At 56.5% G+C, this 14,836-nt stretch carries 13 protein-coding genes and 1 pseudogene; 5 read left to right on the forward strand and 9 right to left on the reverse strand.

Features of this window, described 5'->3' with window-relative positions; genetic code table 11:
* Positions 1-77 precede the first annotated feature (77 nt).
* Complete coding sequence (yghX, locus tag AUC61_RS17400) at positions 78-965, reverse strand: YghX family hydrolase (protein WP_243247429.1); 888 nt, start codon at positions 963-965, stop codon at positions 78-80.
* 368 nt (positions 966-1,333) lie between these two features.
* Here yghX and AUC61_RS17405 point away from each other — a divergent pair, with 368 nt between their 5' ends.
* The 3 genes from AUC61_RS17405 (at position 1,334) to AUC61_RS17415 (ending at position 4,839) form a co-directional block, all read left to right on the forward strand.
* Positions 1,334-2,038, forward strand: coding sequence for a GNAT family N-acetyltransferase (locus AUC61_RS17405; protein WP_243247430.1), 705 nt, complete (start codon positions 1,334-1,336; stop codon positions 2,036-2,038).
* 421 nt (positions 2,039-2,459) lie between these two features.
* Positions 2,460-4,112, forward strand: a complete 1,653-nt coding sequence (gene mqo / locus AUC61_RS17410; RefSeq protein ID WP_243247431.1) for a malate dehydrogenase (quinone) — start codon at positions 2,460-2,462, stop codon at positions 4,110-4,112.
* Between the two features lie 292 nt (positions 4,113-4,404).
* Entirely contained in the window at positions 4,405-4,839 is a 435-nt protein-coding gene (locus AUC61_RS17415) for a nuclear transport factor 2 family protein (RefSeq protein ID WP_243247432.1), read from the forward strand.
* 123 nt (positions 4,840-4,962) lie between these two features.
* Here AUC61_RS17415 and AUC61_RS17420 read toward each other — a convergent pair whose 3' ends face one another.
* From AUC61_RS17420 to AUC61_RS17435, 5 genes and pseudogenes are all read right to left on the reverse strand, one after another.
* The gene (locus AUC61_RS17420) at positions 4,963-6,195 is read right to left on the reverse strand and encodes a cyclic di-GMP phosphodiesterase (protein ID WP_243247433.1); all 1,233 of its coding nucleotides are present in this window, start codon (positions 6,193-6,195) and stop codon (positions 4,963-4,965) included.
* Positions 6,196-6,271: 76 nt separating this feature from the next.
* The gene (locus AUC61_RS26650; protein WP_422765461.1) at positions 6,272-7,321 is read right to left on the reverse strand and encodes a methyl-accepting chemotaxis protein; all 1,050 of its coding nucleotides are present in this window, start codon (positions 7,319-7,321) and stop codon (positions 6,272-6,274) included.
* Between the two features lie 99 nt (positions 7,322-7,420).
* Positions 7,421-7,894, reverse strand: a pseudogene (locus AUC61_RS26655) (MCP four helix bundle domain-containing protein); the annotation flags it as partial.
* Positions 7,895-8,165: 271 nt separating this feature from the next.
* Positions 8,166-9,128, reverse strand: a complete 963-nt coding sequence (locus AUC61_RS17430) for a class I SAM-dependent methyltransferase (RefSeq protein ID WP_243247435.1) — start codon at positions 9,126-9,128, stop codon at positions 8,166-8,168.
* 66 nt (positions 9,129-9,194) lie between these two features.
* Positions 9,195-10,130 carry an AEC family transporter gene (locus tag AUC61_RS17435; protein ID WP_243247436.1) on the reverse strand — a complete coding sequence of 312 codons (936 nt, stop codon included), beginning with the start codon at positions 10,128-10,130 and terminating at the stop codon, positions 9,195-9,197.
* A gap of 223 nt (positions 10,131-10,353) precedes the next feature.
* On the opposite strand from AUC61_RS17435, the gene AUC61_RS17440 reads away from it, so the two are divergent.
* Entirely contained in the window at positions 10,354-12,210 is a 1,857-nt protein-coding gene (locus tag AUC61_RS17440; protein WP_243247437.1) for a pyruvate kinase, read from the forward strand.
* 24 nt (positions 12,211-12,234) lie between these two features.
* Here AUC61_RS17440 and ppk2 read toward each other — a convergent pair whose 3' ends face one another.
* From ppk2 to AUC61_RS17455, 3 genes are all read right to left on the reverse strand, one after another.
* Complete coding sequence (ppk2, locus tag AUC61_RS17445) at positions 12,235-13,152, reverse strand: polyphosphate kinase 2 (protein ID WP_122663668.1); 918 nt, start codon at positions 13,150-13,152, stop codon at positions 12,235-12,237.
* Positions 13,153-13,227: 75 nt separating this feature from the next.
* The gene (locus AUC61_RS17450; protein ID WP_122663667.1) at positions 13,228-13,932 is read right to left on the reverse strand and encodes a YoaK family protein; all 705 of its coding nucleotides are present in this window, start codon (positions 13,930-13,932) and stop codon (positions 13,228-13,230) included.
* Positions 13,933-13,980: 48 nt separating this feature from the next.
* Positions 13,981-14,208, reverse strand: coding sequence for a hypothetical protein (locus tag AUC61_RS17455; RefSeq protein WP_122663666.1), 228 nt, complete (start codon positions 14,206-14,208; stop codon positions 13,981-13,983).
* 139 nt (positions 14,209-14,347) lie between these two features.
* Between AUC61_RS17455 and AUC61_RS17460 the strand changes: the two genes are divergently transcribed.
* Positions 14,348-14,836, forward strand: a 489-nt coding sequence (locus AUC61_RS17460) for a contractile injection system protein, VgrG/Pvc8 family (RefSeq protein WP_340163299.1), incomplete at its 3' end; no start/stop codon positions are given.

The following is a 14,836-nucleotide window of genomic DNA, read 5'->3' on the forward strand; positions in this document are numbered from 1 at the left end:
ATTCTGACTGGCTGGCAGTCGGCCAGATTCCCAGGCATTCAAGCCGGAGATCGACCGACTGACTACAGCGATTTATCTCAAACCAGGTATTTGTTAAACCACTCCAGCGTCCGGTCCCAGGCCAGTTTGGCGGCCGCTTCGTCGTAGCGCGGAGTGGAGTCATTATGGAAACCATGGTTGGCCCCCGGATAAACGTATGCCTGATACGTTTTGCCAGCCGCTTTCAATGCCTGCTCATAAGCCGCTGCGCCTTCATTGATGCGGGTGTCCAGTTCGCCGTAGTGGATCAATAGCGGTGCCTTGATTCGTGGCACGTCTGCGGTGTTGGCCTGACGTCCGTAGAAGGGGACGGCGGCAGCCAGTTCGGGGTATGCAACGGCTGCCGCGTTGGCAACACCGCCGCCATAACAGAAGCCGGTGATGCCGACTTTGCCGGTGGACGCGTCGTGCTTCATCATCCACTCGATGGCAGCGAAGAAGTCGTTCATCAGTTTTTCCGGGTTAACGGTCTGCTGCAGCTCGCGACCTTTGTCATCGTTACCCGGGTAGCCGCCCACTGAGGTCAGGCCATCGGGGGCGAGGGCAATGAAACCGGCTTTCGCCACGCGGCGAGCGACGTCTTCGATATAGGGGTTGAGCCCGCGATTTTCATGTGCAACAACCACTGCAGGTAGCTTACCGGTGGCCTTTGCCGGGCGCACCAGATAAGCGCGGACCTGCCCGTGACCTTTGGGCGATGGGTAGGTGACGTATTCGGCGACGATATCCGGGTCGGTGAATTCCACCTGCTGGGCCAGCGCGTAGTTGGGGCTTAACGAGGCGAGTACTGCGCTGGCCGTCAGGCCGAATACGGTGAAGGCAGCGGCGCGATCAAGAAATTCACGTCTGTTGATCTTGCCGTGGGCGTAGTAGTCGTACAACTCAAGCAGTTCCGGGGAAAAATCTTTCGCGGTAAGACGCTCCATCTGTTCGCTCCTTCTTCGGTCAGTCGGCTGATTAAAGCAGTCTTTACCGGTGAGGCAAATGGGCATTGGGGAACTGTCCTTGGCACACCGTTATCGCGGATCAAACTCGATTTCATGTGGGAGCGGTGCTTGGTCTGGGCGGCATTCCGACGATAAGAACACCGCGGTTTGTACTTCAGAACGCGTCGCCTCTATCGCGGGCAAGCACCGCTCCCACATGAAAATCGCGTCTATTCAGTGCCTTTGACCGCTACAGAGCAGTGCGGCGTTGCGCGCTCTGTTCTGATACCAATAGCGGGTATGATGGCGCCACCTCGGACCGATGACGTCGGTCCGGGGATGACCTGAAGTCTGGAGCCGCTACCCCGATGTTCACCGTTACCCGCTTTGAAAACCCGCCACCCGAGTCCATCAAAAGCCAGATCATGCAGATGGTGGTGGATTACATCACTGACATCAGCATGGTCAACATCGCGCCCAGCAATCCGTTGTACAGCCTCTATCAATATGGCGTCGGCTTCGAGGTTCACCTTTATATCGAGGCCATGGACGGGTCCAAAGGGATCCCTGTGGAATTGATCGTCGCGCTGGACGCTGATGAGCCGGACACCGTTATCGGCTTTCTGCTGTATTTGCCCGTCAAGGATGATCCGGATGCGTGCGCGGTAGCGTTTATGGCCGTGCAAGCCAGCCAGCGCCGCAAAGGCGTGGCGCGCGGCATGCTCAAGGAGATGACCGGACGCTACCCGCACGCCGAACTTGCCTGTCGCGCCGCCGCCGTGCCGCGCTTCGAAGCAATGGGGTTTCAGGTTCTGGCCGCGCGCGGTCCACAGGTCCTGATGAACACGTGGGATCACGGCACTGAGGGGTTGGTGGCAGTGCTGGACGTTGCGCCGATCTACAATTCGCTGGAGATTCGGCAAATTCATGCATATCTACTTCAGCAGCACGGAAAACGGCCGATGATAGAGGCTGAGAAACAGCGTGATCGGCATCTGGATCAACTGACGCGACAAGCCAAAGCCCTTGTTGATGCGCGTCAAAGACCAGCGTCCAATGACACTATTGATTAATACGCACGTTTGATTATCGGTAAAAGTTCGCTCCGCAACCTGTATCCGATTACAATTACCGTTCGCGGTTCCCGAAACACGTGTACATATGTGCTTAACATCGCATGATCTTCTGGTGTGACAAATATCAGATGTTGTTCCGTGAAAGGCCTGGGTGCTGGTTGTAACAAGGTTGTCGGGGCTGTTTATTCCGACGATGTACCAAGAGATTCAATGTCACTCAGCAGCTGAAAACAATGGCAAACAAGAAGTCAGCTCAGGAGAGACAAGAGAGTGAGGTTGATAGCAGTAAATCAGCCTTGTATGTCCAGCCGTCGGTCCTGCCGATTGCCGATGTTCACGATGCCACGTCGCATGCGTGTAACCGGTATCAGATGCGTAGATTGACGGAGGGATGACGTTCTATCCTGGAAATCACAGTATGTTAAAAAAAGTGAACACAGCCCTTCTGGGCCTGGCGCTGTCGATGGGACTTACGCCTTTGCATGCAGAAGAAGCCAAGAAAGTCGATGTGTTGTTGATCGGCGGCGGCATCATGAGCGCCACGCTCGGCACATGGCTCAACGAGCTGGAGCCGACCTGGACCATGGAAATGGTCGAGCGTCTCGACAAGGTTGCCGAAGAAAGCTCCAACGGCTGGAACAATGCCGGTACCGGTCACTCTGCCCTGGCCGAGTCGAACTACACCCCGTACGGTAAAGACGGCAAGATCGAGATCGCCAAGGCCATCGAGATCAACGAAGCGTTCCAGGTCACCCGTCAGTTCATGGCGTGGCAGGTCAAGAACGGCGTTTTGAAGAATCCGCATTCGTTCATCAACTCTACCCCGCACATGAGCTTCATGTGGGGTGACGATAACGTCAAATTCCTCAAGGCCCGCTACGAGGCGCTGAAAACCAGCCCACTGTTCGCCGGCATGCAGTACAGCGAAGATCAGGCACAAATCAAGCAGTGGGTTCCACTGATGATGGAAGGCCGTGATCCAAGCCAGAAAATCGCTGCCACCTGGTCGCCGCTCGGTACCGATGCGAACTGGGGCGAAGTGACTCGTCAATACGTTGCCAATCTGCAGACCAAGCCCAACTTCGACCTGAAGTTGTCGAGCGAAGTCAACGCGATTACGCGTAACAAGGACGGCAGCTGGCACGTCGAGTACAAAAATCTGAAAGACGGCACCACTCACGGCACAGATGCGAAATTCGTGTTTGTCGGTGCGGGTGGCGGTGCGTTGAAGCTGCTGCAAAAAGCTGACATCCCAGAGGCTCGCGAATACGGCGGCTTCCCGGTCGGTGGTTCGTTCCTGGTGACCGAGAATCAAGACCTCGCTCTTCAGCACATGGCCAAGGCCTATGGTATCGCCTCGACTGGCGCGCCACCCATGTCCGTGCCGCACCTGGACACCCGTGTGCTGGACGGCAAGCGCATGATCCTGTTTGGACCATTCGCGACCTTCTCCACCAAGTTCCTCAAGGAAGGCTCTTACCTCGACCTGCTGTCGACCACCACGACTCATAACGTGTGGCCGATGACCAAGGTTGGTGTTGAGCAGTATCCGCTGATCGAGTATCTGGCTGGTCAGTTGATGATGTCGGATGACGATCGCTTCAACGCACTGAAAGAGTACTTCCCACACGCCAAGAAAGAAGACTGGCGCTTGTGGCAAGCCGGTCAGCGCGTGCAGATCATCAAGCGCGATGCTGAAAAAGGCGGTGTGTTGAAGCTGGGTACCGAGGTTGTTTTCTCTCAGGACCGCTCTATTGCAGGCCTGCTGGGCGCTTCCCCAGGTGCATCGACTGCTCCTCCGATCATGATCGACGTGCTTGAGAAGGCTTTCAAGGACAAGGTTGCTACTCCAGAGTGGCAAGCCCGTATGCGCCAGATCGTTCCGAGCTACGGCACCAAGCTGAATGGCTCGCCTGAGCGCGTTCAGCAGTCGTGGGATTACACTGCTGAAGTCCTGCAGCTGACCAAGCCGCCGGTAATCGACCCTGCGGCGTATCCTGCTGCCAGCGCTGCACCGGCCAAACCGGCCAAGCCGCAGCCAAGCAACCCTGCTGCTGATATGGCGCTGTAACACGCCTTATCTTCAGAGGTACCGGGTGAAGCGGTCAGCAATGGCCACTTGAAACCCGAACCAGAAACCCGGCACTGCCTTAATGGCATTGCCGGGTTTTTGCGTTTCAGGTCCCGAGGTTTTTAAAAAAGCGACTGCTTAATAACCACATATAAGTATGGGTTTAATCGACTAAAACCTCAGGCTTGAAAATCACGTTTGCCTGGCTTGATAAATAAGCTATGTTGTAAGACGTCGTATAAGATAATTCGATCTTGTACGCGTCACCAATAAACAATAACAAGGAACAACCATGACCAAGAGTTTCAAACTGCTCGCTGCATTTCTCTGCCTGTTCAGTGGCTACATTGCAACTGCCCAGGCGTCGGATCAGGCTGATGTAGAAAAGGCTGTCGATCAACTTACCCAAGCCATGTGGCACAAAGATATTGCGCAACTGCAGGCGTTGACCGCTGAGAACCTCACTTACGGGCACTCCAGCGGAAACATCCAGGACAAGAAAGCTTTTATTGCCGATATCGAAACCGGCAAGAGCGCTTTCAACAGGCTTGAGATGCAGAAGCAGCACGTCACCCTGTCGGGTGATACCGCGCTGGTTCGCAACCACTTTTCCGCCGATGCAGTGAACAGTGGCAAGGTTGTCCCTACCGAAATCGAGAATTTCCAGATCTGGCAGAAGCAGGGCGGGAAATGGCTGCTGATCGGACGTCAGGCGTTCAAGTTCTGATGTAAGTCTAAGCACCGCTTTCATAAGACTGCACTGTCTGTTGGAGCGAGGCTTGCCCGCGAATGATTTGCGGGCAAGCCTCGCTCCAACAGGGCAATTGTCAGCGCCTACAAGTTCTGTGCGCTAGCCACAACTCGACTGAGTCCTCACGCTCGTCTCTAACCACAGTTCGTCCAGATTGCTGAATCCCCATTCCTTCGCTGATTCACGGCCCACGATGCGGTCCTGACCCACTAACGCCGCGAGGTTGACGGTGGTCTGCGCGATGTACTCATGGTTGTTGGCGCAAAAGAACACCCGGACCTTGGGTGTGAGCAACGACTTCTCATGCTGCTCGGTGACCACGCCAATTCTTCCGCTTTGCAGGCGAACCAGCGCGCCGACCGGATAAATGCCGACGCATTTGACGAACGCCTGGAAGACTTTTTCATCAAAGTGACCTTGCCATTGGGCCATGCGGTGAATGGCTTCGGCAGGCCCCCAGGCTTCTTTGTAGGGGCGGTCCGAGGTGACGGCGTCATAGACATCGCATACCGCGCCCATCCGGGCGAACAGGCTGATCTGGCTGCCAGCCAGTCTGTGCGGGTAACCCGTGCCATCGATCTTTTCATGGTGATGCAGGCAGACGTCCATGACGCGCGAGCTGAAATGCTGGCTCTGCATCAACATATTGGCGCCACACTCGGAGTGGCTGCGCATGGTCATGAATTCCTCATCGCTGAGCGCGCCTGGCTTGTTCAGGATGGTCAACGGGATCACCACTTTGCCAATGTCATGCATCAGGCCTGCGATACCCGCCTCGTGAACCAGTGCAGGCGGCAGCCCAAGCTGGCGGGCGAGGGCGATCATTAGTGCGCAGACCGCGACCGAGTGCATGTAGGTGTATTCATCGCAGGTTTTCAGGCGGGCGAGGCTAATCAAAGCGTCAGGATGTCGAGAAATCGAGTCGGAGATTTCCTCGACCAGTTCGCTGACCTGCTCCATCTCAATGACCCGGCCCATGCGCAAATCGCTGAACATCTTCTCGACTGCCGCCCTGGAGTGAGCGCAAAGCTTGAGCGACCTGGAGATTTCCTGATTGAGTGCAACACGGTGCGGAATCGGTCGGCTGGCGATGGTCCGCAGGCTGGTGGGCAGCGTTGGGTCTGGTTGCAGCGAGGTGGCGGGTATCGGGCTGGCGCCTCGGCTGTCATCAATCCAGAGTTCAGCGACTCTGGCATCAAGGATGCGTTGTAAGTCATGCTCGTTCGAGAGCATGAATCCGTGTTTCCAGAATGACTGCTCTATCCCTGAGCCGCAGAATTCGTGTACGTACATGCCAAGCCGCAGCTCGGTCACAGAGATATGTTTCAGCACGATAATGACTCGCTTTTGTTATGGCTGAATTTCACGATCAGCGCATTCGGAGCTGATCGGGCTTTTCCCGCGGTTGCTACACCGAGAACCTCGCTACCAGACGATTAAGGCCTACGGCCAGTTGCGACAGCTCATTACTGGCCAATGAGGTCTGGCTGGCCGCTGATGAGCTTTGTGAAGATAGATCGCGGATGCTCACCAGGTTCTGGTCAACCGAGCGCGCGACTTGCGCCTGCTGCTCTGACGCCGTGGCAATCAGCATGTTTCTCTCATTAATGTCGGAGATTGCAGAGGTGATTTCCTTGATCGCGATACCGGCCTCATGGGCAATCTGCAATGTCGACCCGGCTTCAAGCGTGCTTTGTTTCATCGACTGCACCGCCAGCGTCGAGTCTTTCTGGATGCCCTGAATCATCTGCTCGATTTCCCGGGTAGACGTCTGGGTCCTGTGGGCCAGTGCGCGGACTTCGTCGGCCACCACGGCAAACCCGCGACCTTGTTCACCGGCGCGTGCTGCTTCGATGGCGGCGTTCAAGGCGAGCAGGTTGGTTTGTTCGGCGATGGAGCCAATCACGTCCAGCACCTTGGCAATATGCTGTGCCTGGTTGGCCAGGCCTTCGACTTCAACGCCGGTGCGCTCGACCGTGGTGCTGAGTTTTTCCAGCGAGGCGATGGTCTGGCTGACGCGTTCCTGCCCGGTTCGGGCCGAGCGTTCTGATGCCTGGGTTGATTGAGAGGCAGCAACCGCATTGCGTGCGACCTCTTCGACAGCAGCGGTCATCTCGTTAACGGCCGTGGCTGCCTGTTCGGTTTCCATACTCTGACGCTGGATACCGGCATTGGATTCTTTGGTGATCGAGCTCATTTCCTCGGCAGCGGAGGCGAGTTGTCCTGATGAGTCCGATATGTGCTGGATCGTGCCTTTGAGACTCGCGAGCATCGTTGCCGTGGCAGTCTGCAGCTCGGTCATTTCATCTGCGCCGCTGATTTCGACCGTCGTGCGTAAGTCGCCGTCGGCAATCTTGCGGGTGGTGATCAACAAGGTTTGAATAGGCTGGGTAATACTTCGGGTAAACGCCACCGCTACAACTATCGTTACAAGCACGGCGATAACAATGAATATCATTGATATGTAGCGCCCGCTGGTAAAACTTCCATCCGCGATGGCGCCAGACTGATCTGCACCTTTCTCATTAATGGCAATCAACTCCTCGATCGAGTTTTGCAGTGCCACGGCCTGAGGCTTGGAAGTGTCTTGTATGAATACCGCCATTTCCTGGTAGGTGCGGGTTTTACTCAGCTCCATCAGTTCGTCGATTTTGCTTTGGTAGGAACTGACGTTGGCCGAGACTTTATTGAACAGCTCTTTCTCGTCAGCGCCACCGACCATCGGTGCATAGTCTTGAGTGGCGGTGCTCAAGTTGGCTTTAAGTTGATTGATTTTCTTGATCGATGCTTCGCCCTGGCGTGCGTCATCCATGACAAAACGCCTCGCGTCCAGGCGATACAGAAGCATGGCGGTCTCTATCCTGCCAGCCTGTCTGACGCTGGGCAGCCAGTTATTTTGCAGGTCGGATGCGGAGTCATGGATGTCGTCCATTTTGAGCAGCGAGGCAACGCCAAGGCCGATCAATAATGAACAGATGATGCCGAAGCTGAACAGGGCTCTGGTGGTCAGTTTTATATTTCTTGTTTTCATGCCGAGATACCTCGAATCGCCACACTGCGATAGCTGAGATTCAACTGATCTATCTCATGGCGACTTGCCATCAATGTAGTCGCCACAATGTGAAAAAACCATCACCTGTGTAAAAAAGTTTTGTTGTTTGCACAGGGCGGGTTATTCAAGTCCATCGGCGTTTATAACTGAAACTTTAAGGGCTTCAAGAAGTGGTTTATTTGACGCCATTAAATATTAATTGGATCCACTTGGTTAAGTTTAAAGTTGCAAAGCTTACTAACTATTGGTGTTATGTTATATCCGCTGCGGCTTGCGATGTATCAGTAAAGAGCAATGCCTTGAGTCCGCCTTCGGCTTCGGCGTCGGGGAACTCCGGCGGGTTCGCCAGGCGTTGCTCGAAGCGGAGGGCCGGAGATTCGATGGCGGTGTGGTTTATCAGGAAACTGGAGCCCAGGCTTGGTTCATTCATGCAGGCCAGCACCTGACCTCCCGGCACTAGCAGCTCCGGCATACGCCGCAGCACTTTCTGGTAATCCTTGTCGAGCAGGAAGCTGCCGCGCTGGAAGGAGGGCGGATCAATAATAACGAGGTCATAAGGCCCGGATTTTTTGACCTTTCCCCAGGACTTGAACAGCTCATGATCCAGAAAGCTGACGTTGCGCAGGTCATGCTGATTGAGGCGATGGTTCTCGCGGCCGCGGGTGAGTGCCGCCCGGGACATGTCCAGGTTGACCACGTGTTCAGCGCCGCCTGCGATGGCCGCGACGGAAAAGCCACAGGTGTAGGCGAACAGATTCAATATCCGTTTGCCCTGCGCGTTAGCACGCACCCAGTCGCGCCCGTAACGCATGTCCAGAAACAGCCCGCAGTTCTGCTTCCTGCCCAGATCGACCTTGAAGTGCAGACCGCTTTCAGTGATCTGCCATTCTTCCACTCGTTCCCCCAGCAGCCACTCGGTGGTGCTTTCCGGCAAGTAGCGGTGTTGCAACAACAAGGTGTGTGCCTTGCTATTCAGCCATTGCGGCGTGCGGGTCAGTTCCAGCAGCAATTCGGTCAGCGCGTCCAGTTCGGGCTTTGCAGGCTCGCGGAACAGCGAAACCAGGACCACGCCCTGCATCCAGTCGACGGTGAGCTGCTCAAGTCCTGGCCAGACGCGGCCCCGGCCATGAAACAAACGCCGGGTTTCATCGGGCGCGGTTTGCAGGGCATCAAGCAGATGCTGGTTAAGGATGGCGAGTGCTTCTGGGGTCATGACAGGCGATCAGTGGCGAAAGGGCGCGACATGTTAAACGTTATCGATGCCGGACGGGCAGCGACGTCAAGCCGGATGGCTGATCAGGTACAGGCAGATCGACAGCGTCACCAGCGAGCCGAGGGTCGAAACCAGAATTGTGCTGGAGACCAGTGACGCCTCGCGCTTGTAATACTCGGCCAGCATGAACGGGCCAGTGCCGGTGGGCAGTGCACTAAGCAGCAGGGCGGCATTGGCCCACAAGAGCGGCACGTCGAAGACATGAAACACCAGCACCCAGGTCAGCAGCGGGTGGCCGATCAGCTTGATCAGAACCAGTAGCGATGTCCCCTCGCGTGTGCCTTGCTGTTTTTCGGCGAGGAACAAGCCAAGCGCGACTAGTGCGCAGGGGCTGGTCGCCGCACCCAAGAGGCTGAGCAGTTTTTCCAGGGCACCGGGAAGCGGCGCGCCGGTGCTGGCCCATAACGCGCCAAGGAGCGGAGACACCACAAGAGGGTTTTTCGCCAGCGCCAGGAATACTTTGAAGGCAATACGGTGCGGCCTGCGTTCGGTTTGCAGCCCGACTTCCACGCAGACCAGCGCCAGGCCAAATAATACGCATACCACCAGAAGCGCCCCGACCAGCGCCGGTTCCAGTCCTTCCTGGCCGAGCACCATTACGCACAGAGGAATGCCGATATAACCGGCATTGGCATAGGAACCACCGAGCGCGTCGATACTGGCGTCGGCCAGGTTAGTGCCTTTTTTCCAGCGCAGCAGCAGCGTGATGACGAATACCGACAAGGTGCTCAACGTGAAACCGATAACAAAACCCGGGTGCCAGATCTGTTCCCAGGTGGAGGTTGCCGTCACGCTGAACAGCAGTGCTGGCAAACACAGCCAGACCACCATCCGGTTGATTTCCGATGCAGCGTTGGGCCCCAGACGATTTGTACGACGGCAGATGAACCCCAGCAGGATCAAGGCAAAAATCGGCAGCAATACGTTGAGAACAGCAAACATTCAGGCCAGACCCGTTGCGCACAAACAGGCTGGCAAGGTTAAGGATGAAAATCGTTAGCGTCCAATCTATTTTTCCGGCCTTGGGAGCGCCGTCTATCTACTGGCCGCTCCGGGTAAGAATATTGTCACAACCGGGCTTTAGCCTCGAAGTCCACACATTGCTCGGCTCCCGGTGCTTGTCTGACGGACCGCAATGGCCCCTCATTCCCGGTGAGCACCCGCCATGACAATAATAGAAGCCGACTTCAACGTATTAGATGAGCAGCAGATACGCGCTGCTCTCAAGCGTCTGTCTTTTTTGCGCATCAAGATGGAGGCAGCGGCCCGGACGCCGATCGAAGCCATGGCCGTGCATCCTGATTATCAGGACAGTGCACGCAACCTGCTGGGCTACCTCGCGCTGCGTCGCCACGATATTCGTCCTCTACAAAGGCAGCTGGCAGATCTCGGGCTGTCCTCTCTGGGACGCTGTGAAGCGAATGCGCTTTCATCGGTCGACAGAGTCATTGATGTCATGCAGCGGTTACTCCCCGGAGCGCAGCTGCATGAGACCGCAGGTACATTAGAGGCGGGTGTGGGAAGTGCGCTTTTGGAACTCCACGCAGATCAGCTATTTGGCGGTCCGCAGCCGGAGAGGGGCGTCCGTATCATGGTGACAATGCCGCAGGAAGCCGCGACAAATCCGCAGCTGGTGAGTGATCTGATCGAGGCTGGCATGGATTGCCAGCGTATCAACTGTGCCCACGACGAACCTGATGCATGGCTGAAAATGATCAGGCACGCCCGAAGTGCAGCTGCCAAAGCGGGCAAACCCTGTCAGGTAATGATGGATTTGGCGGGTCCGAAATTGCGCACCGGCCGGATACAGCCTGGTCCGGCTGTGTTGAAAATCCGCCCCCGTAAAGATGATTTCGGACGCGTAGTCACGGCCGCCAGTGTCTGGCTGGTAGCAGATCTTCAAGCCTGCCCGAACGCTGAGTATTGCTTTCAATTACCAACCCCGTGGCTTGAACAGCTGCAGGCCGATGACCAGCTCGAGTTTAGGGATGCAAGGGATTCAGCGCGTTCGTTGTTAATCGTGGAGGTCACCGACCAAGGCTGTCGGGCTGAGTTACGTAAGACTGCCTATGTGATCCCGGGCGTCGAATTGCAGCTGAAAAAGCATCGCGGTCGCAAGAAGTCGTCGCGCGTCACCGCGGTCCCGGTGCGTGAGCAAAGTATCTTGTTGAACGAAGGTGATGTGCTTTTACTGGGTGCAGATGCTGACTATGGCCATCCCGCTGTCCTGGACAATGCCGGTAAGGTCCTGACACCGGCGCGCATCGGTTGCACGTTGCCGGAAGTGTTCAAGGATCTGCGCGCCAATGAGCCTGTCTGGTTTGACGACGGAAAAATCGGTGGACGCATCCAGTCAGTGCATGAGGATGCCGTGTCTGTCCGAATCACCCATGCGCCAGGGGGGAGCAGGTTGAAGAGCGACAAGGGTATCAACCTGCCGGACAGTGACCTGAAACTTGGCGCTCTGTCGGCGGAAGATATCGGTGCCCTTGAGTTTGCTGCTCAACATGCGGACGTCGTGGAGATGTCGTTCGTCAACAGCCCGGAAGACGTCAAGTCCCTGCTTGCGCACTTGCAACGGCTCGATGCCGAGCACTTGGGCGTGGTGCTGAAAATCGAAACGCGTCGCGGCTTCGAAAGCCTGGCAGCCTTGCTGCTGGCAGGCATGCAGAGGCCGCGTCTGGGGGTGATGATTGCCCGGGGCGACCTGGCCGTGGAGAACGGCTTCGAGCGCACGGCGGAGCTACAGGAAGAAATCCTGTGTATCTGCGAGGCTGCGCATGTGCCGGTGATCTGGGCCACTCAGGTGCTGGAATCTCTGGCCAAGAAAGGCGCCGCCACGCGCGCGGAAATTACTGATGCGGCGATGGGGGTACGAGCGGAATGCGTCATGCTTAATAAAGGACCGCATATTCTCGATGCCATGAAGACACTGGATGACTTGCTGATTCGCATGCAGGGGCATCGCAGCAAGAAGCGGGATTTATTGCGCAAGCTGAACGTAGCCGATGTGAACGCCTGACCGGCATTCACATCGACGCGCGGCTTAATAGACCTGCGGGATGATCAGCTCACTTGGCGTTGGCACACGGCTGTAGTCCTCGCGGCGCTGCCGTTCAGGCAGCTCAATGGCGGGTTGCTCGACTTCTTCGTAGGGCATTTGGCCAAGCAGGTGATGAATGCAATTCAGGCGCGCGGTCTTCTTGTCGTCAGCCTGCACGACCCACCAGGGCGCTTCAGCGATGTGGGTGCGCTCAAGCATGATTTCCTTGGCTTTGGTGTAATCCTCCCAGCGCCGCCGAGACTCCAGGTCCATTGGGCTGAGCTTCCATTGCTTGAGCGGGTCATGGATGCGGCTGAGAAAGCGCAGGTGCTGTTCCTGATCGGAAATCGAGAACCAGTATTTGATCAGCTGTATGCCGGAGCGAGCGAGCATGCGTTCGAACTCGGGGACGGTACGGAAAAACTCTTCGTACTGATCGTCATCGCAAAAACCCATGACCTTTTCGACACCGGCACGGTTGTACCAACTGCGGTCGAACAGAACGATTTCTCCGGCGGCAGGCAGATGTGAAACGTAGCGCTGGAAATACCACTGAGTGCGTTCACGGTCGTTGGGCGCGGGCAGCGCGGCGACACGGCAGACCCGAGGGTTAAGCCGCTGGGTAATACGCTTGATCACGCCACCTTTCCCGGCGGCATCGCGGCCCTCGAAAAGGATCACTACTTTGTGACCGGTCTTCACCACCCAGCTTTGTAACTTGACCAGTTCGCCCTGCAGGCGGAACAGCTCGCTGAAATACAGGTGGCGGGCCTGTTTCTCGTCGCTGTCACTGATGTCGCTTTCGAAAAGCTTGTCGAGGCTGTACTCGTCTTCAGCCAGTTCGAGTTCCAGCTCTTCGTCGTTGTGATCGAGCAGTTCACGGTGGATGCGACGCGCGAGATTTTCGTGGGAAGGAGACATGTCGGGCGCTCACCTGTAGGAAAAGTCCTCAGATGTTAATCAGGCTATATGACGCAAAGGTGACAGTTTGAAGACTCATCGTGGCATATAACGACGTTGCCAGCGGTGGGGGATAAACAGCGTCAAAAGCCCAAGCAATGCGGCAAATGCGCCACTGATCAGCAGGGCATTGGCTCCCAGGCGGTTCTCCAGCAATGCGCCGATGACGGCGCCCATGCACATGCCCGCCCACGGCACCAACTGTATCCGCCAGCCGTCACGGCGCTCGCCCAGCATCCAGCGGCCCAGGCCACGCCCGAAACGTGAAAGAGCCCCCGTCACGTATGTCAGCCCCACCGGCAGCCCGTTAACCTGTTCGACGGCCGCATTGAGCATGCCCATGGCCAGAATGGCCGCCATCACTGTAAGAAGTTGCGAGCCCATCGGCCATGCCGCAGCAGCACACAGCAGCATGCCGATACTCAGCAGCAAGGGCAGGGCGCGTCGACCGGCGAGACGGGCGACAATGACACCCAGTGCGTTGCCCGCTACAAAGGTGATGATTGCCAGCAACAGGCGGGACGTGGTGTTCAGGTCGCCATCGCTGATTGCCACTGCCAGACGTGTGGTGTTGCCGCTCATGAAAGAGACGTAGTCGCCGGTTGCCATAAACCCTATGGCGTCGGTCATGCCCGCGAGGATCGAAAGACAGGCCGCCAATGACATACCGACACGGCCGCGCCATTTCTGCATGTGCAGATGCTTCAGGTTAGCGCTGGCACTGACGGTAGAAGGAAGCATTGAAGGTCCCTGCATTGATCACTGATTCAGACACGAGCAGTGCGACGCTTAAAGCGCTTTGGCGCGAACGATCCGCTTGGCTTTGATCTCGTCTGCGTAGGCTTTGAGCTGGTCAGCATCGCCGTATAGGCGATTGACCAACTGCAGAATGGCCGTGACGTCGACATCAGTCATTTGTTCGGCAAGCTTGAGTATTTCGTTGGCAGTGCTTTCAAGATTAGCGGCTGTCCCTTTCAGGTGGCGCTTGAGTTCCTGGGTTGGCTTGTTCAGGGCCATGATGTTTCCTTCTTATAAGTACCGTCGATTGCTATGCGGTGGAGCATCGCTTTTTCTGGGGGAACAAGCAATGCGTTGGCTACCTGGTTATCCATAAGAGACGTCTTGGCAGGCTGTAATCCTGTAACGGAGACTTCTCGTGTTTCGGAAGCTTCCTACAAACCTGCTCTGCATCGGCTGGCTGACGTATCGAGCTGCTGTCGGCAAAGTCCCGCCTTTTACTCAGGCCAAGGACTCGCCCATGTTCAACCCCGCCAATCGCGCCTCGTTCACGCTGGAAATCGCCGGGCTTGAGCATGACCTGCGAGTGCTGGCCTTTACCGCCAAGGAATCCATCAGCCGACCGTTCAGCGTGCGGATAGAGCTGGTCAGCGAGCGTGCCAATCTCAAACTGGAGGACTTGTTACACCGCCTGGCGTTTCTGAGGTTCGACGCCGACGGTAATGGCCTTCACGGACAGATCTGCGAAATCGCTCAGGGTGATTCCGGCAAGCGCTTCACCCACTATTTCATCCAGTTGGTGCCCAGTCTCAAGCGACTGGAATACCGCAGCAATCATCGGATCTTTCAGGGCAAGACTGTTCCCGAAATTATCGCGCTGGTGCTCAAGGATCACGCCATCTTCAGT

Source organism: Pseudomonas maioricensis (genome assembly GCF_022790535.1).
Classification (GTDB): domain Bacteria; phylum Pseudomonadota; class Gammaproteobacteria; order Pseudomonadales; family Pseudomonadaceae; genus Aquipseudomonas; species Aquipseudomonas maioricensis.

Coding starts and splice junctions, on each gene's coding strand:
- AUC61_RS17435 (WP_243247436.1), bottom strand. CDS start 10,130: ATGTTTGCTGTTCTCAACGTATTGCTGCCGATTTTTGCCTTGATCCTG.
- AUC61_RS17415 (WP_243247432.1), top strand. CDS start 4,405: ATGACCAAGAGTTTCAAACTGCTCGCTGCATTTCTCTGCCTGTTCAGT.
- AUC61_RS26650 (WP_422765461.1), bottom strand. CDS start 7,321: ATGATATTCATTGTTATCGCCGTGCTTGTAACGATAGTTGTAGCGGTG.
- AUC61_RS17440 (WP_243247437.1), top strand. CDS start 10,354: ATGACAATAATAGAAGCCGACTTCAACGTATTAGATGAGCAGCAGATA.
- AUC61_RS17450 (WP_122663667.1), bottom strand. CDS start 13,932: ATGCTTCCTTCTACCGTCAGTGCCAGCGCTAACCTGAAGCATCTGCAC.
- AUC61_RS17455 (WP_122663666.1), bottom strand. CDS start 14,208: ATGGCCCTGAACAAGCCAACCCAGGAACTCAAGCGCCACCTGAAAGGG.
- AUC61_RS17430 (WP_243247435.1), bottom strand. CDS start 9,128: ATGACCCCAGAAGCACTCGCCATCCTTAACCAGCATCTGCTTGATGCC.
- ppk2 (WP_122663668.1), bottom strand. CDS start 13,152: ATGTCTCCTTCCCACGAAAATCTCGCGCGTCGCATCCACCGTGAACTG.
- mqo (WP_243247431.1), top strand. CDS start 2,460: ATGTTAAAAAAAGTGAACACAGCCCTTCTGGGCCTGGCGCTGTCGATG.
- AUC61_RS17405 (WP_243247430.1), top strand. CDS start 1,334: ATGTTCACCGTTACCCGCTTTGAAAACCCGCCACCCGAGTCCATCAAA.
- yghX (WP_243247429.1), bottom strand. CDS start 965: ATGGAGCGTCTTACCGCGAAAGATTTTTCCCCGGAACTGCTTGAGTTG.